Raw genomic sequence first — 17,484 nt, 5'->3', positions numbered from 1 at the left:
TTTGCGGCCACCTCGACTAAGCTGAAACACAACCGGATCCCAAGGGAATGACCGCGTGACGTCCTCCGCCAAACGCAGCTGCGGCGATTGCACGCTCTGCTGCAAGGTGATGGCCATCGAGGCACTGGCCAAGCCGGTCAGTGCCTGGTGCTCGCATTGTCAGCCCGGCCGCGGCTGCGCGATCTACGCTGCGCGGCCCACCGAATGCGAGGACTTCGCCTGCCTGTGGCTCGTCAATGATCTCCTCGACGAGTGCTGGAAGCCGAGCCGCTCGAAGCTCGTCGTGACGACGTCGGAGGACGGCGTCGAAATCCGATGCGACCCGGGCTCTCCCAACGCCTGGCGCAAGGCGCCCTATGCCGGAGACATCCATGCATGGGCGGTCGAAGGCGAGACCAACGACATGACGGTGGTCGTGATCATCGGCCAGCGCATGATCCTGGTCACGCCGGATCGCGAGTTCGATCTTGGAATTGTCGGCCCCGACGAACGAATCGTGCGCGAGCTGGAAGGCACGAAGGTGGTGGGTGCGACAGTGGTGAAGGAGAGCGAGCTCGGCCGCGGCTAGTGCGTGCACAAGCACGACACCGACGATTTCCCTGTCGTTCGAAGGGGCGCCTGGCTCGGATTTAATCCCTGGAGGTCGCCAGCTTGCTAAAGCTCCCGACCAACTTCGCAACAGTGTCTCTCGCTGCAAAGCTCAAGGCGCGGATGGCGCGCCAAGCTTCGGTTGCCTGCAGCCACGCCTTCACCTCAGTGAACTTCCCGTATGTCCAAGCGAATGCCGGAATCCGCATCAGCTTGTCCCGCGTGAGGTGGAACAGGCGCTCGACCAACACGAGCTTGAGCAGTTCACCGACGATCAACGTCGCCGCGCCGCTGAGGACCTCGCCAGTTGCGGCAAGGTAGGCGGCCAGGGGCTTGATCGGCTCCAGAATGATGACTGGCACGGAAAACAAGGCCAGCGAAGGATAAGGCGGCAGCGACCTGATCCAGGCCCGCAATCGCTCGAATTGGAAGTGCCGCCCAAGCCAGAGCGCGATGGGCCGCGCCACGGCCATGAAGACCGCATCCACCAGGAAGTAGACGGCAGCCAGGACGTAAGTGACGGGTTTCAGAATTCGCTTCACGGCGGCACCTCTCCCGTGAACTGAAATCCGGAACTTGGGCCTAAGTTTCACCGCGGCGTGAAGAGTTCGCGGATTCCCGATGGAACTTTTTGAGCTGTTCAGATCTCCGCATAGACCTCCAGCAGATTTCCGTCGGGGTCGCGGAAGAACAGCGTGCGATGACCGAACGCCTGGTTCGTCGGCGGCGACAGCAGCGCCACGCCCTCCCGCACGAGTTCATCGGCGCACGCATCGACTTCACTTGCCGACACCTTGAAGGCCAGTTGCAGCGAAGCGCTCCCCGTCGGCGTCGGCGCATCGGCCGCAGTCCGGCTCGGCCTTGCCAGCGCCAGCGTGTTGCTGCCAAGGCCATACTCGATCCAGTTCGGCGAAAGCTCGCGCAGCAGCGGAAAGGCGAGAACGTCTTCGTAGAAGCGCCGCATCGCCGCCATGTCGCGCACGAAGATGACGGTGTAGTCGATCGCGCGGATGGCGCTGAAGGGCGAGCGAGGGCGCGGGGTTGGTTCGGTTGTTTGATCGCTTGTCATCTCGTCCTTCATTCCAACCCCGACTCGTGGCCCGCATGGAGCGAAGCGGAATGCGGGACTGGCGGCCCCGGATTACGCTGCGCTCCATCCGGGCTACAAGATGTTGCGAAGTTCGTCCGACTTTATCTCAGCAGCCCACCACCATAGCGCAGCTCATAAAGCGGCGCGCCGTCATCCCGCGCAATCGTCTCGGCACCGTGGAAGCGATCCAGTGCGCCTTCGACCTCGTTGCGGTAGACCATGCCGGCATGTTCGAACCGGCACGGTCCCCGATAGGGCTCGTCCGCGTTTACGGCGAGCAGCGCCTGGCGCAGGAATTTGTAGATCGCGAGGAAAGTGTCCCGATCTCTGATCTCCGCACGGGCGCCGCCGCTGTAGCTCATCGACCAGACGATGCGATCGTCGCACGACACGGTCTCCTGCCCGACGAAAAACCCCATGCCGAAATAGATATCACGATAGGCATAAGGCGGCGCGCGGTGCTCGAGCTGTTTGGAGCCCGCAAGCAGCGGGACAGCGATGGTCGCATCGTCATCCAGCCCGGCATAGGTCCGCCGCTTGGCTTCGACCAGAATCGCGGCGAGATCGTGGGGGACGGAGGACATGACCTACTCGACCAGCTCCGGCCACGGCACGATGGTCGACTTCACCGTCTTCATCGCCATCGCGTCCTTGACCGCCTGCGCGACGCCCGCTTCCGTGAACGGATAGATCGTCTGCATCTTCAGCCACGGATACTTGTCGCGCGTGCGGTAAAGCATGTCGACGCCGAGCGGCAGATCGTTGCCGGTAAAACCCCAGGAGCCGAGCACGTTGAGGTCCTTGGTGCAGATGCGGTGCCAGGAGGTCTCGATCGAGCCAGCGTCGGTGAACTGGCCCATCTCGACATAGGTGCCGCCGTCGCGCAGCATCTCGATGCCTTCGGGGCCGGCCGAAGGGTGTCCCGAACAATCCATCACGAGATCGGCGCCGAAGCCGCCGACGATCTCGCGCACGCGGGCAATGCGCTCCTGCGGCGATTTGATCTCCTCGATGTTGACAGTCGCCTCCGCGCCGAACTCGCGCGCGAGGCGAAGCCGCGGCTCCTCCGGCGCACCGACGCAGATCACCCGCCCTGCCCCCATCTCCTGCGCGACCGCGACCGCCAGAATGCCGATCGGACCCGAGCCTTGGATCACCACCGTGTCGCCCCAGCTGAAACCGCCGGCGCGGCTGGCGCGGTTGAACGCCCGGATGCAGGAGGTCAGCGGCTCGGACAGCGCGCCCAGCCGCAGCGACATGTCGTCAGGCAGCTTGTAGATCTTGGTGCCCGGCAGCATGTCGAGATCGACATAGACATATTCGGCCCAGCCACCCCACATGTGAGGTGCCTTCTCGAAGCCGAGATAGCGGCCGTAATAGACCGGCGTCAGGCACTTGTTGGCTGTCTGCGGATAGTGGATGCAGTAATAGCAGCGTCCGCAAGGCATCAGCGGCGGGATCATCACCTTCGAGCCGACCTTCAGCGGCTTGCTCATGAAGTCTTCAGTGAACTCGTCGCCGCATTCGACGATGATGCCGCCGAGCTCGTGGCCGAGCGTGAACGGCCAGGGCAGCGGCTTCGGCCAATGTCCTTTGAGAATATGCAAATCTGTACCACAGACCCCGCAGGCGCCGACCTTGATCAGCGCGGCCTTACGGCCGACCTTCGGCCACGGCACGGTGCGGATGACGGGCTCGCTGCCCGGCCCTGCATGGGTGCAGACGCGGATGGATTCCATGGCTGTTTCCTCGATGCCCGTCTGTTATGACTGATTGGTGCGGGCCGACGATCAGCGTATGTGAGATGTGGGCTCCTGCCAAGGTGCGGTCCCATAGCCCGCATGAGCGAAGCGATATGCGGGACCAACAGTCCCGGATGTCGGTTCGCTCATCCGGGCTACGAAGGATAACCGCCGATGCTACGTGACTATCAGCCAGCGGATGCGGACGCAGTCAGGCGCGTCGCTCTCGCCGCCTTCGCGCAATTCGAGCAGGATTATTCGGATTGGCCAACGTTTATGGCCAATGTCGCGAAGATAACGGAGCTTTCCGGGACAGGCGAGATCGTCGTCGCTGAAGACGGTAGCGAGATCGTCGGCGCCGTGGCTTATATCGGTCCACGGCAGCCAAAGGCCGCGTTCTTCGATCCGGCCTGGCCGATCATCCGCATGCTGGTGGTCGATCCCTCGGCGCGCGGCAAGGGTATTGGCCGGCAACTGACGGAAGAATGCGTTCGCCGCGCCGAGCGCGACCTGTCGCCGGTCATCGCGCTGCATACGACGACGATCATGACGGTCGCGCTGCCAATGTATCTGCGGATGGGATTCGCAAAGGTGCGCGAGGCGCCGGATATCTCTGGCGTGCCTTATGCGGTCTACGTCAAACGGCTAGATTAGCAGCAGGTCGTAGCCCGCATGCAGCGAAGCGGAATGCGGGACCGGCGGCCCCGGATTACGCGTCCGCTCCATCTGGGCTACGGGCTCATGACTCACACACCCAAGTGTCTTGAGCCATTGGCGCCGACCGTGTAAGGCGGCCCAAATCCTACCTTGGTGCTCGCTTGAACCCCCTCCCTCAAAATCCCATGGTCGCGTCCGGCTCGTTCGCGGCCATGAAGTCGGGGCCCTACCGCGTCCAGTTCGTCGCTTACGTGCTGGCGATGATGGCCGACAATATCGAGCACGTGATCAGCTATTGGGTGGTGTTCCAGAAATTCCATTCGCCGGCGCTGGCGGGCTTTGCCGTGCTGTCGCACTGGCTGCCCTTCCTCTTGTTCTCGGTCGCGGTCGGCGGGCTTGCCGACCGGTTCGATCCGCGCCGCATCATCCAGTGCGGCATGGTGCTGTTTATCGTGGCCTCGGCCGGATGGGGCTTCTTCTTCCTCACCGATACGATCCAGATGTGGCACGCGATGCTGCTGCTGGTGATCCACGGCTGCGCCGGCGTGTTGTGGCAGACGCCGAACCAGTTGCTGCTCTACGACCTCGTCGGCCCGGCCGATCTTCCGAGCGCGGTGCGGCTGAACGCGATGGCGCGCTATCTCGGCATCCTGGTCGGGCCCGCGGTCGGCGGAATCATCATGCTCACGCTCGGCACTTCGCACGGCATCATCTTCAACACGTTGTTCTACCTGCCGATGCTGCTCTGGCTGTTCTGGGCGCCGCTGCGCGACAACAGCGTCGCCGTGCGGCGTTTCGCGGTGCGCGGCCTTGCCGACATCGTGCTGACGATGCGCGCCATCGGCACGCAGCCGGTGCTGTTAGCGATGACGTGGCTCGCCGGCCTCACCTCTTTCATGATCGGCAACGCCTATCACGCCCAGATGCCGGGCTTTGCCGGCGATCTCGGCCATGGCGATCCCGGCGTCTCCTACAGCGTGCTGCTCGCGGCTGATGCGGCCGGTGCCCTGCTCGCCGGCATCGCGCTGGAATCCTGGGGACGTCTCAAGGGCACGCCGCGCACCGCAATCATGCTGGCGATGCTCTGGAGCGTGGCGCTCTTCGGCTTCGCCTCCGTGCGGATCTATCCGGTCGCGATCGTGCTGTTGTTCTGCGCGGGCTTCTTCGAGCTGTCGTTCAACACCATGGCGCAGGCGCTGGTGCAGCTGAACGCACCGTCCGACATCCGCGGCCGCGTCGTCGGTCTCTACAACATGGCCGGACTCGGCATGCGGGCCTTCAGCGGCCTCACCGTCGGGCTATCGGGCGCCGCGATCGGCATTCACTGGTCGCTCGGGCTCTCGGCGGTGGTGCTGCTGGCGCTGCTGGGTCTTCTATATCGGCGGCGCCTGCGAACGGCTTGACCGGTCCCGCCCGGGGGGCCTCGCCTGCCCGCCCTTGATGTGGCTTTTCGAGCGCATTGTGTCTGTCCGTTACCGGCGCGCCCGATCCTAACGCGGCATTAACCCTATGCACCTTAGGGTCGTGCCGGACTCCGCCCGGGCGGGGGGTCGGGTGTTGGAAATGGCGTTAGCGAACAGAAAATTTCTTCCGGCCGCCGAGGAGCGTCGGCGTTTCCAGCGGGTGAAAGTGCACCTGCTCGGCCGTTACATGCTGCCGGACCGCCGTGAATTCCCCTGCCAGGTGATCAACATGTCGCCGGGCGGCCTCGCGCTGCTCGCCCCCGGCATCGGCAATGTCGGCGACCGCGTCGTCGCCTATCTCGACCATATCGGCCGGGTCGAGGGCAAGATCACCCGGATCATCGACAATGGCTTTGCCATGACGATCGGGGCAACGCCGAGGAAGCGCGACAAGCTCGCGGCACAGCTCACCTGGCTCGCCAACCGCGACATCCTCAACCTGCCGGAGGACCGCCGTCACGATCGTATCGTGCCGCGCAACCCGATCGCGGTGCTGACGCTCGAGGACGGCACCAAGATGACCTGCCGCATCATCGACCTGTCGCTGTCGGGCGCCGCGATTGCCGCGGAGAACCGCCCGCCGCTGAAATCAACGGTTCTGCTCGGCCGGGTCCAGGGCCGCGTGGTCCGAAACCTCGAAGACGGCTTCGCCCTCGAATTCATGCACGAGCAGCCGGCCGAGACACTCGAAGAGAGCGTTACCGCGCGGTAAAGCGCGACGACGTCAAAACCACTGCATTTCCAGCCTCGAAGGCGGCCTCCGCGATGCGGACGCCGCCTTTTTCATGGGTTGCGACCAGCTCCGCGCGAGTTAACGCAAGGGCTGCACGTGCGCGCAAACAATGGCTCCGCCAGCGTTTGCGCGTTAACAGATAAAATTTGAATCAATTGCAGTCATTTCAAATTTTACGAGAATTCGATTCAAGTATAGATCGAATTCGCTGCGCCTTTTACTTGCATTCGTCTCGACTTGACTTGGCTGACTTAGCGGCAACTCAAAAGCTCCGTGCGAAATGTGGTCCCAACAAGAAACGGGGGCCGCAATGTTTGACTTCAGGGGACAGGGGAAAGGGCTGGCGCTGGCCGCCATGCTCTTCGGGATCAGCGCGACAGCGCAGGCCGGCGAAGGCCGTCTGCTCTACGCGAGCCTCGGCGACACCACGCGTGCGCCGATCGGCTGGGTCGAGTTCTGTGCGGACAACGCCGCTCAGTGCAAGGGCGGGCCGACGCAGGCACGCGACATCGTGATGTCGCAGGCTGCATGGCGCGACCTCGTCAAGGTCAATCGCTGGGTCAACGAGACCGTGAAGCCTTTGACCGACCAGGAGCACTGGGGCGTGATCGAGAAGTGGTCGCTGCCGACGGACGGTTACGGCGACTGTGAAGACTACGTGCTGTTGAAGCGCAAGATGCTGATCGATGCCGGATGGCCGCGCGAGGCCCTGCTCATCACCGTGGTGCGCGACAAGAAGGGCGAGGGCCACGCGGTGCTGACGGTGAAGACCGACAAGGGCGAGTTCGTTCTCGACAATCAGAACGAGAGCGTCGTTGCCTGGACGGAGACCGGCTACCGCTTCGTCAAGCGCCAGTCGCAGAGCGATCCCAACGTCTGGGTCTCGCTCGGCGATACCAAGCCGGCGGTCTCCACCGCCAGCGCCAGAGATTAGAAACGAGACAACGAGTTACGCGACCCGGTCACATCCCCACCCCTCCCCGTCCCAGACCGGTTCGCGCGCGGCCAGGCTTCCCCCAAAGCCTGGCCGCAACTTCTTGCGAAGGCGCGATCAGTCCTGTGCGGTCCGGCGAGACCACGGCACGCGCGCGGCCGTGAAATCGCGCCACGTGCTTTGCAAGGCGGGCTGCACGCCAACCGACGCGCGCGCCTGCCAGCCGGCGATCGCCGCCGCGGCGATGGCGCTGTCGGGCTCGGCATCGAGCCGATCCAGCAACGATGCCGTCACTGCCATATCGTTGAAGGCGCCGAGCTCCTCCTGCAAACCGGCGAGCCTGCGGGCAAATTTTCTCGCAGACTTCCGATCGGCAAACAGCGGCAGGAGGAACTCGCTGAGATAGCGCAGCCGCTTCGTCGCGAGCCGCACCCGGTGCAGCTCTTCGATCGTGAGCAACTTGAAGCGGCAGCCGCGCTTGAGCACCTTGGCATATTGCTCCGACAAGATGCGCTGCGCGAAGTTGACGGCGGGCTCGGCGAGTTGGCCGAGATCCTCGGCGGCGACGTCGTTGCGCCAGCCCCGTGTCTCGATCCAGCCGCCGAGGCCGATCAGGAATACGGCGCAGCGGCGGTCGGCGAGCGCATCATGCGCCTTGCGATAGGCGTCAGCCTGACGCCCGGCTGCGGCCCGGCCGAGCGCATCGAAGCCGGCGATCGAAGGACAGGCTTTTGCGATTGTCGGCAAGGTCTCGAGTTGGAACACATCCCAGTCCCGCGCGGCGGACAGATCCTGCGCCAGCCAGCGCGCCTCCGACCGCAGCGCATCGAGATTGCTGAGCGCGCCGACCGATCGCATCAGGTCCAGCGCCGATCGAAGCCGGCGCAGCGCAACGCGAAGTTGATGGACGCCTTCCGGATTGCGGCCGTCCTCGGCGGCGGGCAGCGACTGAAGCAGATGATGGAAGCAGGAGCGCAGGATCGTCGCGAAGGCCCCGTCGAGGGTCACCGACGGATCGAGGCGAAGTTTTCGCGGGCGCCATGCCGGGGGCGGCTTGCCGGCGGCAAGGTCGAAGCCACGCGCCGACTTGGTGCGGATTGACGGCTTCACCGCCCCGTGTTCCGCAAGCCGTAGCGCGACTTCGTAGATTGCGCTTGCGCTGCCGCTCTTGAGCTCCAGCTCGATCTCGCTCACCGGCAGCGAACCATCGCCGGCCGTCAGCTCGCCCTGGTCGAAGGCGACTTCGACCGTGCCGGACGGCAGATCGAGCATCCGTGCATGACGATGGACGTCGGCGGTGAAGACGGCTTCGAGCGGCCGTGCTTCGAGGTGGCAGCGAAGCTTCTCCGGAATGAAAGGCATCGCCAGAGCGAGATCGGGCGCAAGCGAGGGCACGCTCGCCTCCCACTCGCCGCGGCGCAGCGGATCGTCCGCGGCGTCGGTCTTCACGGTCTGCACGAAGCGCGCGCCGCTCTGGCGTACGCGCAAGCTCAGGCCGCCACGCCGAAGCGTGCGCTCGGGCGTGTCATAATAGACGGACTTGAGATGCTTACGCGTGCCCTTATTGCGCGCGTTCGCCGTGATGACCGGCGCAGCGTTGAAATGCGCCATGCGATCGGCATCGACGAGAAGCTTGAGTTCGATTTCACCGGCCGGACGCGCGCCAACGCTTGACGGAACTGGTTCCAGATCAGGCGTCGTCTCTTGCGATGACGTCTGATCACTCACGGCGTCCTCGATCCGAGGTTCTGCGCCTGGCCCGGCGGGTTCAATCTGCCTGAGGAAGCCGGCGACGACTTGCGTTCTCTTGTTGTCCTTCGGAGCAGGATTCCCATCCGGCGCGCCCGGAGTCTTGCGGGCCGGTGTTGAGTCTGACTTCAGCATTTTGGGGTACATGACAGTTCGATGACAGAGCGCGAGCATATAGCCGGCAAGCCCCGCGAGGAATAGTCAGGTTACGTCGCAACGCATCATCGTCCACATGCGACATTCCGAGCGCAAATATCGACGAGGACTGTCACAATTCGGCTCGCCGTGACGAATTAAGTTGGCGCCGCGTACAGTAAGTGATCGTATTGATGAGGTCTCGCAGTTTTCGAAACCGAGATGAACCCGTCAAACGAGCTTGGTTCATGCTAGCCGAGAAATTCTTTCTGGTTCTGGAGACACTTAGAAGTCACCTGTGCGATGACAGGCCGAAGATTGTGACAAGCCCTCTGCCGGATGCGGCGACTCTCACTGATTCGCGGAGCAAAAAACCGGTTCCCGAGGGTCAGGAGTAGAAATACCATTCGAGCGGTAGCACAGCGACTCAGTGCTCTCACGGACTCAGCACATCCGCGAGCCACAGCTCAGCGGCGGCGGGGTCCTTAAGGCCGGCCACAACTTTTTGAGGGATTGCCGTTCACTCCGCGGCTTCAAGATTGGCCGGTCTTTCGACGCCGCCCAGCGGCGACACCGCCGGGCCATTGAGCGCGGTGCCGTCGGCCGCGAATTGCGAGCCGTGACATGGGCAATCCCAGCACTGCTCCAGCGCATTCCAGTGCACGACACAGCCGAGATGGGTGCAGCTTGCCGAGTGCAGATGCAGACGTCCGTTGCGGTCCCGGCAAGCGGCAATCTTCTTCAGGCCGCTGCGGACCAGACGCCCCTCGCCCGGCCGCAGCCGTTCGACGCTCGCCATCTCGCTCGCCGCAAGATATTCCGCAAAATTCTTCAGCGGCGTGATGTTCTCGCTGATGAACTCGCCGATGTGCTTCTGAATCTTCCGTGACGGAGCGTAGACCTCTTCCCAAGGGCTCGCGCCCGTCGTGATCAGCTCCGTCACCAACAGGCCGGCGACGAGCCCGTTCGTGATCCCCTGCCCGGAATCGCCGCTGACGATGAAGAGATGCTCCTCGCCGGGGCTGCGGCCAATGAAGCCGGTGAAATCGACCGGCTCCAGCACCTGGCCGGACCAGCGATGAGTGACCTCGCGCAAACCCGTCAAGCGATCGCGTGCCCAGCGCTCGAGCGCGTCAAGGCGCTGTACGCCGTCGTTCGCTTCGCCCGATTTATGATCTTCGCCGCCGATGATCACGATATCCTCGTCGGAAGAGAACGGTTGGAGTCGGACATAATGATAGGGATCGAGCGTATCCCAATAGAGTGCATCCTCCAGCGCGCCGGCCGCAATCTTCGCCGCAAGTGCATACGTGCGATAAGGCGCCTGTTTGGTGTGGATCGCCACCTGCAGATTGACGGGCGAGTTCGTCGCGACCACCACGTCGGCGGCGTGGACCTCGTGGCCTAAGGCGGTCGTCACGACCATGTCGCCATGCTGTTGACGGATGCTCTCGACACAGGTGTCGGCGTAGAGCCGCGCCCCCCGGCGCTCGAGCGCGCTCGCCAGACCCGCGAGGTATTTGGTCGGGTGCAGGCGCGCCTGCCGGGCAAAGCGCAGCGAACGCACCTGGCCCTCGGCATGGAACGGGGTTGGCTCGATGCGGTTTTCGACGGGAATTCCGAGCTTGCGACAGCAAACCAATTCCTCGTCAAGCTCGGATGCGGGCGTTTCGGGCGCCAGCACCCAGTAGCCATCGACGCGTTGAAAATCGCAATCGATATGCTCGGCAAGCTGGATGACCTCGGCGCGATCGATCGCGGCAGCGACGCTCTGATAGTAGTGCCGCGCACGGTCAGGGCCGCGCACCCTCACCAACTCGTCGTAGCCGTCGTCGAGCGCCGTCGCCAGATGAGCGGTGGTGCGCGCCGTCATCCCGCTGCCGATGCCGCCGCGGTCCAGCACCACGACCGAGCGTCCATGGCTGGCAAGCTCATAGGCGACCGACAGCCCGGCAATTCCAGAACCGACAATGACGACGTCCGTACCCACCGTACCGGATAGCGCCGGCGCGTCGGCAACCGAAACATCCATCCAGAGCGATCGGGTGTGCTCGTCCCGTACATTCATGACAGTACTCCTCGAAAGAAAAAACTGGGCGGCAGGAACAGGGTTCCTCCCCGGCGGCCCGCGAGCGAAAATCGCATTGAGACACCGCGTTCATTAGGAACCTTCATCGCGCTCGCGCTTGAAACGACATGAAAAATCCATCACCCGGAATGCGCAGGGCGTTACGTCAGGCTCAATTGTACGGACACCTGCTCGTCCGGAATGACAGGCTGTATTACCCAGGAGGCAATCATCCGATCTGCTCGATACAACTTGCACGAGAGATGGTCAGGTCAGGATGGATGACCAAGCACGACGGCGAATACGAAATCACGCCTGACGGACAGCTTGCCGCCGAGAGTGAGCTCAGCCGCTGATGCGGTCCCGCAGGTCCGGCCGCAACTTCTCCTACAGGCTTTGCGATCCGTGCCGGTCAGGCGCCGAGCACGTCGACCAGCCGCAGCTCGTCGGCGGCGGGATCTTTCAAGAACAGCTCGGCCTCGATCTCGGTCAGATGGGACAGCATCTGCGCGCATGCCGCCTCTCTGTCGCGCTTGCGGATCGCGGCGACGATGCCGGCGTGGTGATCGGTGCCGCAGGCCGGCGTGTCGTGGCGGCGGTAGAGCAGGATGATGAGCGAGGAGCGCGCGATCAGCTCCTTGAGGAAGCCGAGATAGATGCTGTGGCCGCTCATCTCGGCGACGAGGCGGTGAAACTCGCCGGAAAGGCGGACCGAGGCGCGCGCATCGCCACGCAGCTCGGCCTCGCGCTCTTCAGCGAGATGTTGCTGGAGGCGATCGAGCCAGGCCGGCGATGCCGCATCGATGGCATGATCGACGATGGTGGGCTCGATCAGGCGGCGCGCCTCGAACACTTCGCGGGCATCGGCGGGTGTCGGGCGCGCAACGAAGGCGCCGCGGTTCTTCTCGATATTGACGATGCCTTCATGCGCGAGCTGCTGAAGCGCGGTGCGGACCAGCGTTCGGCTGGAGCCGTAGATGTCGCCGATCTCGTCCTCGCCGAGCTTCGTGCCGGGCAACAGGCGGTGCTCGAGGATTGCCGCGGTCACGCCCTCCCGGATACGGCTGACGCGATCGCTCGCGTCCGGCGCGTCGGATTTCGGGCGGGTCTTGGCGGCCATGGTTGTGAGGCTCGATCGACAACGTTCGGCTGCGAATGTTAGTCGACCAGCTGTATCCAATCACAGGCGAAAGTTTATACAATCTTCGCCCGTTTTGTGTGCAGATGACTGTGCAGGCGGCAGGCAGCCCGGATGGGCCAAATTCGATCTAACGATCTGACTCCACTGCACAGTTTCAAAAAATTGACCGGCCGCGAGCCGTTGGCACGGACCTTGCGGAGAGAGGCGGGAAGCATCGCCCCCCTGTCGGACACGCCATGGCCACTCCCGCCGCTCTCGAACTGGTTGCCGTCACCAAGCGCTACGACACGACGCTGGCGGTCGACAATGTCAACCTGAAGATCCCGGCCGGCACTTATTGCTGCCTGCTCGGCCCCTCCGGCTGCGGCAAGACTTCGACATTGCGCATGATCGCGGGTCATGAAGCGGTCAGCGAGGGCGATATCATCCTCGGCGCGCAGAACGTCACCGACCTCGAGCCCGCCAAGCGCGGCACGGCGATGATGTTTCAGTCCTATGCGCTGTTTCCGCATCTCAGCGTCATCGACAACGTCGCTTTCGCACTGAAGATGCGCGGCATCGACAAGCCGACGCGCCACAAGCGCGCCGGCGAATTGCTCGAACTGGTGGCGATGAGCCCCTATGCGGGGCGCCTCCCCGCGCAACTTTCCGGCGGCCAGCAGCAGCGCGTGGCGCTCGCTCGCGCGCTGATCACCGAGCCGCAGATCCTGCTGCTCGACGAGCCGCTCTCCGCGCTCGATCCCTTCCTGCGGGTGAAGATGCGCGGCGAACTGAAGCGGCTGCAGCGCGAGCTCGGCATCAGCTTCATCCAGGTCACCCATGGCCAGGAAGAGGCGATGGCGCTCGCCGACCACATCGTGGTGATGAACCACGGCCGGATCGAGCAGCAGGGCGCGGCGCGCGACATCTTCCACCATCCCCGCAGCGAATTCGTCGCGCGCTTCATCGGCGGCCACAACGTGCTCAGCGACGCCGGCAAGCTCATCGCCGTGCGCGCCGATCAGCTCGGCATCGTCCCGTTCGCCGACGGCGCCTTCGGCGCGCCGGCGCTGCTGACCCAGACCGAGTACCAGGGCTCCTACATCGCCGTCTCGCTCACGCTCGACGACGGCACCGCCCTGTTCTCCCACGTTCCCGAAGCCACCTTCGACGTCCACCCGTTCCGTCCGGGCGATCGCGTGCTGGCCACCTGGGATCCCGCCAAGGCGCAACGCCTGCAATAGCGCCGATCGATCACTGGAATGCGCAACAGAGGAGTGACTGATATGACCGAGACCACCAGGACGAAGGGCGTCAGCCGCCGCACGCTGCTCAAGGGCACCGCAGGTCTCGCCGGCCTTGCCGCCGGCTCCGGCGCCATCACCGGCTTTCCCTATGTGAAGTCGGCCGATGCGAAGGTGCTGCGCTATCTCGGCACCGCCGTGAACGAGGGCGATGACATCTCGAAGCAGTGCCTGAAGGACACCGGCATCAAGATCGAATACATCACCGCAACCACCGACGACGTCACCAAGCGCGTGATGACCCAGCCGAACTCCTTCGACGTGCTGGACACCGAATATTTCTCGCTGAAGAAGATCGTGCCGTCGGGCAACATCCTTGCCCTCGACGCCAAGAAGATCAAGGAGTTCGACAACATCACGCCGGTCTTCACCAAGGGCGAGACGCCCGGCGGCAAGAAGATCGGCGGCCAGGGCACCGCACCCTGGAAGGTGCTCTATCTCGAAGGCAAGGACTCCAAGAAGTTCGCGACGTCGGCGACCGAATTCGTGACGCTGATCCCGACCGTCTACAACGCCGACACGCTCGGCATCCGTCCCGACCTGATCAAGCGGCCGATCAGCTCGTGGTCCGAGCTGCTCAATCCCGAATTCAAGGGCAAGGCTTCGATCCTCAACATCCCCTCGATCGGCATCATGGATGCCGCGATGGTCGTGGAGGCCTCCGGCAAGTACAAATATGCCGACAAGGGCAACATGACCAAGGAAGAGATCGACCTCACCATGAAGGTGATGACCGAAGCCAAGAAGGCCGGCCAGTTCCGCGCCTTCTGGAAAGACTTCAACGAGAGCGTCAACCTGATGGCATCGGGCGAGACCGTGATCCAGTCGATGTGGTCGCCGGCGGTGACGAAGGTGCGCTCGATGGGGATTGCCTGCACTTTCCAGCCGCTCAAGGAAGGCTACCGCTCCTGGGCCTCGGGCTTCTGCGTCTCCAAGGGCGTCTCGGGTCCCAAGCTCGACTGGGCCTATGAGTTCGTGAACTGGTTCCTGTCCGGCTATGCCGGCGCCTATCTCAACCGCCAGGGCTACTACTCGGCCGTGCTCTCCACCGCGAAGGCGCACATGGAGCCCTACGAGTGGGCGTACTGGATGGAAGGCAAGCCGGCCGAGAAGGACATCAAGGCGCCCGACGGCTCGCTGCTCGAGAAGGCCGGCGCGGTGCGCGACGGCGGCTCCTATGAGGACCGCATGGGCGGCGTCGCCTGCTGGAACGCCGTGATGGACGAGAACGACTACATGGTCCGCAAGTGGAATGAGTTCATCGCGGCGTAATGGACATGTCGGAAGAAGTCCTGCAACAGGCATCCCCGGGCTTGATCCCGGGGGCGGGCACAGCGCGCGCCGCGAAAGTGACGCGCCTGTCGCCGTCCTTCATCTCCTGGCTGCAGGCCGGGCCGATGATGCTGGTGTTTCTCGCCTTTTTCCTCATTCCGCTGGTGTTCGTCGTCATCGTCTCGTTCTGGGACTACAACGAATACCAGCTGCTGCCGGCCTTCTCCGGCCGCGGCTACACCGATACATTCGAAGGCTGCATCGCGCAGCTCCCCGATCTCTGCACCATCGGCAAGACCTATGTGAAGACGCTGAAGCTCTGCTTCATGGTCTGGGCCATCACGCTCTTCATCGGTTTCTGGGTTGCCTACTTCCTCGCCTTCCACGTGAAATCAAAGACCTGGCAGATGGGATTGTCGCTGCTGTGCACGATCCCGTTCTGGACCTCCAACGTGATCCGCATGATCGCCTGGATTCCGTTGCTCGGTCGAAACGGCTTGGTGAATTCAGGCTTGATCAAGACGGGCCTGATCAACCAGCCGCTGGAATGGCTGCTGTTCTCCGAATTCTCCGTGGTGCTGGCGCTGGTCCACCTCTTCACCTTCTTCATGGTGGTGCCGATCTTCAATTCGATGGTGCGCATCGACAAGTCGCTGATCGAGGCCGCCTATGACGCCGGCGCGAGCGGCTTCCAGACCCTCGTCAACGTGATCATCCCGCTGGCAAAACCCGGCATCGTGATCGGCTCGATCTTCGTCATCACCATCGTGATGGGCGACTTCATCACCATTGGCGTGATGGGCGGCCAGCAGATCGCCGCCGCCGGCAAGATCATCGAGACGCGGCTCAACGCGCTGCAATTCCCCGCCGCCGCCGCCAACGCCGTGATCCTGCTCGCGATCACCTTCCTGATCATCACCATGATGTCGCGCATCGTCGACATCCGGAAGGAGCTGTGATGAAGGAAGGACGCCCGCGCTCTTTCTACGTGCTCGCGATCTTCTTCGCGGCCTATGTGCTGTTCCTCTACGGCCCGATGATCGCGATCTACTTGCTGTCGTTCCAGGGACCGCAGGGCGGCCTCACCTTCCCGATGAACGGCGTTTCGACCTTCTGGCTGGTCAAATTGTTCGAGGGCACCGGCATCGTTGATCTCGGCGCCGCTTTCCGCCGCTCGCTGCTGCTCGGCCTCGTGGTGATGTCCGTCACAGTCGTGCTGTCGGTCGCGGCCGGCATGGCGTTCCGCAGGAAGTTCAGGGCGCAGAGTATCCTGTTCTACTCGGCGATCGCGAGCCTGATCGTGCCTTCGATCATCACCTCGCTCGGCATCTCGCTGGAATTCCGCATCATCGACGACCTGATCAAGGCGCATTGGAGCGAGAACTTCGAGACCTCGATGGGCCTGCTCACTTCGGGCTTAGGTGCGCACCTGACCTGGACGCTGCCGTTCGGCTTGCTCATCATGTTCGCGATCTTCAACCGCTTCGATCCGCGCCTGGAGGAAGCGGCGCGCGATCTCGGCGCGACGCCGTGGCAGACGTTCCGTCATGTCGTGCTGCCGATCATCCTGCCGTCGGTGATCGGCATCGGCCTGTTCGGCTTCACGCTGTCCTGGGACGAGCTCGCCCGCTCCAGCCAGGCGATCGGTCCGGTGAACACGCTGCCGCTGGATCTACAGGGCCTCACCACCACAGTGACGAAACCGGACATCTATGCGCTCGGCACGGTGATCTCAGCGGTGTCGTTCGCAGTGATCACGCTTGCGCTCGGCACCATCCACATGCTCAACAAGCGGCAGGCGGCCAAGGGCTCGGACGCCGGCAAGGGACTTGTCTGATCCGATGCGGCTTCACGTCGTCAATCCCAATACCACTGTGACGATGACGGCGAAGATCGCCGCTGCGGCGCGCAGCATCGCCCTGCCCGGCACCGTGATCGATGCGCGCCAGCCGGCGATGGGCCCGGTCTCGATCGAGGGTTTTTACGACGAGGCCTTCGCCGTGCCCGGCATGCTCGGCTGCATCCGCGAGGCTGATCGCGACGGCGCGGATGCGCACATCATCGCCTGCTTCGACGACACCGGCCTCGACGCCGCGCGCGCCGCCGCCAAGGCGCCGGTGATCGGCATTGGCGAAGCCGGCTTCCACATGGCGAGCCTGATCGCAGCGCGTTTTGCCGTGGTGACGACCCTCGGTGTCTCCATCGTGCCGATCGAACACAACTTGCGGAAATACGGCCTCGCCGAGCGCTGCGCCCGCGTCCGCGCCGCCGAGGTCCCCGTGCTCGCACTGGAGGAGCGCAACGCCGATGCCGTCGGCAAGATCTCCGCCGAGATCTCGGCCGCGATCCGCGACGACCGCGCGGAGGCGATCGTGCTCGGCTGCGCCGGCATGGCCGATCTCGCCAGCGAACTCGCCGCCACGCATGGCCTGCCCGTCGTCGACGGCGTCGCCGCCGCCGTGACGCTGGCGGAATCAGTGGTGCGGCTGGGACTGACGACGTCCCGGCTCGGCCCCTATGCGGCGCCGCGGTCGAAGACCTATTCCGGGACGTTTTCGCCGTTTCAGCCCTGATCCGTGCCCTGAGAGGCCTTCGGAGGCCCTAAGATCCCCTGATTGCTGGTTTTTTT

The 17,484-nt window shown here is 63.8% G+C and carries 17 protein-coding genes; 10 read left to right on the top strand and 7 right to left on the bottom strand.

What is annotated here, in order from left to right; all coding sequences use genetic code 11:
* Positions 1-55: 55 nt before the first annotated feature.
* A complete protein-coding gene (locus tag AAE027_RS03650; protein WP_370985544.1) occupies positions 56-568 on the top strand; it encodes a hypothetical protein in 513 nt (170 codons plus the stop codon).
* 61 nt (positions 569-629) lie between these two features.
* Here AAE027_RS03650 and AAE027_RS03645 read toward each other — a convergent pair whose 3' ends face one another.
* The 4 genes from AAE027_RS03645 to AAE027_RS03630 form a co-directional block, all read right to left on the bottom strand.
* The gene (locus tag AAE027_RS03645; protein WP_370985543.1) at positions 630-1,130 is read right to left on the bottom strand and encodes a hypothetical protein; all 501 of its coding nucleotides are present in this window, start codon (positions 1,128-1,130) and stop codon (positions 630-632) included.
* Between the two features lie 98 nt (positions 1,131-1,228).
* The gene (locus AAE027_RS03640; RefSeq protein ID WP_370985542.1) at positions 1,229-1,657 is read right to left on the bottom strand and encodes a VOC family protein; all 429 of its coding nucleotides are present in this window, start codon (positions 1,655-1,657) and stop codon (positions 1,229-1,231) included.
* Between the two features lie 122 nt (positions 1,658-1,779).
* On the bottom strand, positions 1,780-2,262 hold the full coding sequence (locus tag AAE027_RS03635; protein WP_370985540.1) for a DUF5680 domain-containing protein: 483 nt from the start codon (positions 2,260-2,262) through the stop codon (positions 1,780-1,782).
* A 3-nt stretch (positions 2,263-2,265) separates the two neighbouring features.
* Positions 2,266-3,417, bottom strand: coding sequence for a zinc-binding dehydrogenase (locus tag AAE027_RS03630; RefSeq protein WP_370985539.1), 1,152 nt, complete (start codon positions 3,415-3,417; stop codon positions 2,266-2,268).
* 177 nt (positions 3,418-3,594) lie between these two features.
* On the opposite strand from AAE027_RS03630, the gene AAE027_RS03625 reads away from it, so the two are divergent.
* From AAE027_RS03625 to AAE027_RS03610, 4 genes are all read left to right on the top strand, one after another.
* Positions 3,595-4,074: a GNAT family N-acetyltransferase gene (locus AAE027_RS03625; RefSeq protein ID WP_370985538.1), complete on the top strand. Its 480-nt coding sequence runs from the start codon at positions 3,595-3,597 to the stop codon at positions 4,072-4,074.
* 188 nt (positions 4,075-4,262) lie between these two features.
* Entirely contained in the window at positions 4,263-5,480 is a 1,218-nt protein-coding gene (locus AAE027_RS03620) for an MFS transporter (protein WP_370986039.1), read from the top strand.
* 160 nt (positions 5,481-5,640) lie between these two features.
* Positions 5,641-6,252 carry a PilZ domain-containing protein gene (locus tag AAE027_RS03615; RefSeq protein WP_091889429.1) on the top strand — a complete coding sequence of 204 codons (612 nt, stop codon included), beginning with the start codon at positions 5,641-5,643 and terminating at the stop codon, positions 6,250-6,252.
* A gap of 331 nt (positions 6,253-6,583) precedes the next feature.
* Positions 6,584-7,207, top strand: coding sequence for a transglutaminase-like cysteine peptidase (locus tag AAE027_RS03610; protein ID WP_164939481.1), 624 nt, complete (start codon positions 6,584-6,586; stop codon positions 7,205-7,207).
* 117 nt (positions 7,208-7,324) lie between these two features.
* Here the strand turns inward: AAE027_RS03610 and AAE027_RS03605 are convergent, their stop codons facing one another.
* The 3 genes from AAE027_RS03605 to AAE027_RS03595 all read right to left on the bottom strand — a co-directional run bounded on the left by AAE027_RS03605 (position 7,325) and on the right by AAE027_RS03595 (position 12,279).
* A complete protein-coding gene (locus tag AAE027_RS03605; protein WP_370985537.1) occupies positions 7,325-9,091 on the bottom strand; it encodes a CYTH and CHAD domain-containing protein in 1,767 nt (588 codons plus the stop codon).
* Between the two features lie 520 nt (positions 9,092-9,611).
* Positions 9,612-11,159: an FAD-dependent oxidoreductase gene (locus AAE027_RS03600; RefSeq protein ID WP_370985536.1), complete on the bottom strand. Its 1,548-nt coding sequence runs from the start codon at positions 11,157-11,159 to the stop codon at positions 9,612-9,614.
* Between the two features lie 412 nt (positions 11,160-11,571).
* Positions 11,572-12,279, bottom strand: a complete 708-nt coding sequence (locus AAE027_RS03595; RefSeq protein ID WP_370985535.1) for a GntR family transcriptional regulator — start codon at positions 12,277-12,279, stop codon at positions 11,572-11,574.
* A 257-nt stretch (positions 12,280-12,536) separates the two neighbouring features.
* Between AAE027_RS03595 and AAE027_RS03590 the strand changes: the two genes are divergently transcribed.
* From AAE027_RS03590 to AAE027_RS03570, 5 genes are read left to right on the top strand one after another with little or no spacing between them, the layout of a single operon-like run.
* Positions 12,537-13,523 (top strand): ABC transporter ATP-binding protein, encoded by a 987-nt coding sequence (locus tag AAE027_RS03590; protein WP_370985534.1) that lies wholly within the window; start codon positions 12,537-12,539, stop codon positions 13,521-13,523.
* Positions 13,524-13,565: 42 nt separating this feature from the next.
* Complete coding sequence (locus AAE027_RS03585) at positions 13,566-14,855, top strand: ABC transporter substrate-binding protein (protein ID WP_164939483.1); 1,290 nt, start codon at positions 13,566-13,568, stop codon at positions 14,853-14,855.
* The gene (locus tag AAE027_RS03580) at positions 14,855-15,814 is read left to right on the top strand and encodes an ABC transporter permease (RefSeq protein ID WP_370985532.1); all 960 of its coding nucleotides are present in this window, start codon (positions 14,855-14,857) and stop codon (positions 15,812-15,814) included. Before AAE027_RS03585 ends, AAE027_RS03580 begins: the two co-directional genes overlap by 1 nt.
* On the top strand, positions 15,814-16,692 hold the full coding sequence (locus tag AAE027_RS03575; protein ID WP_370985531.1) for an ABC transporter permease: 879 nt from the start codon (positions 15,814-15,816) through the stop codon (positions 16,690-16,692). The genes AAE027_RS03580 and AAE027_RS03575 overlap by 1 nt, the downstream gene beginning before the upstream one ends.
* A gap of 4 nt (positions 16,693-16,696) precedes the next feature.
* Positions 16,697-17,428 carry an aspartate/glutamate racemase family protein gene (locus AAE027_RS03570; RefSeq protein WP_370986038.1) on the top strand — a complete coding sequence of 244 codons (732 nt, stop codon included), beginning with the start codon at positions 16,697-16,699 and terminating at the stop codon, positions 17,426-17,428.
* Positions 17,429-17,484 lie beyond the last annotated feature (56 nt).

This window comes from Bradyrhizobium sp. DN3, assembly GCF_041357655.1.
GTDB lineage: Bacteria > Pseudomonadota > Alphaproteobacteria > Rhizobiales > Xanthobacteraceae > Bradyrhizobium.
Note: the sequence above shows the minus strand (reverse complement) of the source record. Positions and strands in the feature narration are given on the sequence as shown.

Coding starts and splice junctions, on each gene's coding strand:
- AAE027_RS03640 (WP_370985542.1), bottom strand. CDS start 1,657: ATGACAAGCGATCAAACAACCGAACCAACCCCGCGCCCTCGCTCGCCC.
- AAE027_RS03635 (WP_370985540.1), bottom strand. CDS start 2,262: ATGTCCTCCGTCCCCCACGATCTCGCCGCGATTCTGGTCGAAGCCAAG.
- AAE027_RS03630 (WP_370985539.1), bottom strand. CDS start 3,417: ATGGAATCCATCCGCGTCTGCACCCATGCAGGGCCGGGCAGCGAGCCC.
- AAE027_RS03625 (WP_370985538.1), top strand. CDS start 3,595: ATGCTACGTGACTATCAGCCAGCGGATGCGGACGCAGTCAGGCGCGTC.
- AAE027_RS03620 (WP_370986039.1), top strand. CDS start 4,263: ATGGTCGCGTCCGGCTCGTTCGCGGCCATGAAGTCGGGGCCCTACCGC.
- AAE027_RS03615 (WP_091889429.1), top strand. CDS start 5,641: ATGGCGTTAGCGAACAGAAAATTTCTTCCGGCCGCCGAGGAGCGTCGG.
- AAE027_RS03610 (WP_164939481.1), top strand. CDS start 6,584: ATGTTTGACTTCAGGGGACAGGGGAAAGGGCTGGCGCTGGCCGCCATG.
- AAE027_RS03605 (WP_370985537.1), bottom strand. CDS start 9,091: ATGCTGAAGTCAGACTCAACACCGGCCCGCAAGACTCCGGGCGCGCCG.
- AAE027_RS03600 (WP_370985536.1), bottom strand. CDS start 11,159: ATGAATGTACGGGACGAGCACACCCGATCGCTCTGGATGGATGTTTCG.
- AAE027_RS03595 (WP_370985535.1), bottom strand. CDS start 12,279: ATGGCCGCCAAGACCCGCCCGAAATCCGACGCGCCGGACGCGAGCGAT.
- AAE027_RS03590 (WP_370985534.1), top strand. CDS start 12,537: ATGGCCACTCCCGCCGCTCTCGAACTGGTTGCCGTCACCAAGCGCTAC.
- AAE027_RS03585 (WP_164939483.1), top strand. CDS start 13,566: ATGACCGAGACCACCAGGACGAAGGGCGTCAGCCGCCGCACGCTGCTC.
- AAE027_RS03580 (WP_370985532.1), top strand. CDS start 14,855: ATGGACATGTCGGAAGAAGTCCTGCAACAGGCATCCCCGGGCTTGATC.
- AAE027_RS03575 (WP_370985531.1), top strand. CDS start 15,814: ATGAAGGAAGGACGCCCGCGCTCTTTCTACGTGCTCGCGATCTTCTTC.
- AAE027_RS03570 (WP_370986038.1), top strand. CDS start 16,697: ATGCGGCTTCACGTCGTCAATCCCAATACCACTGTGACGATGACGGCG.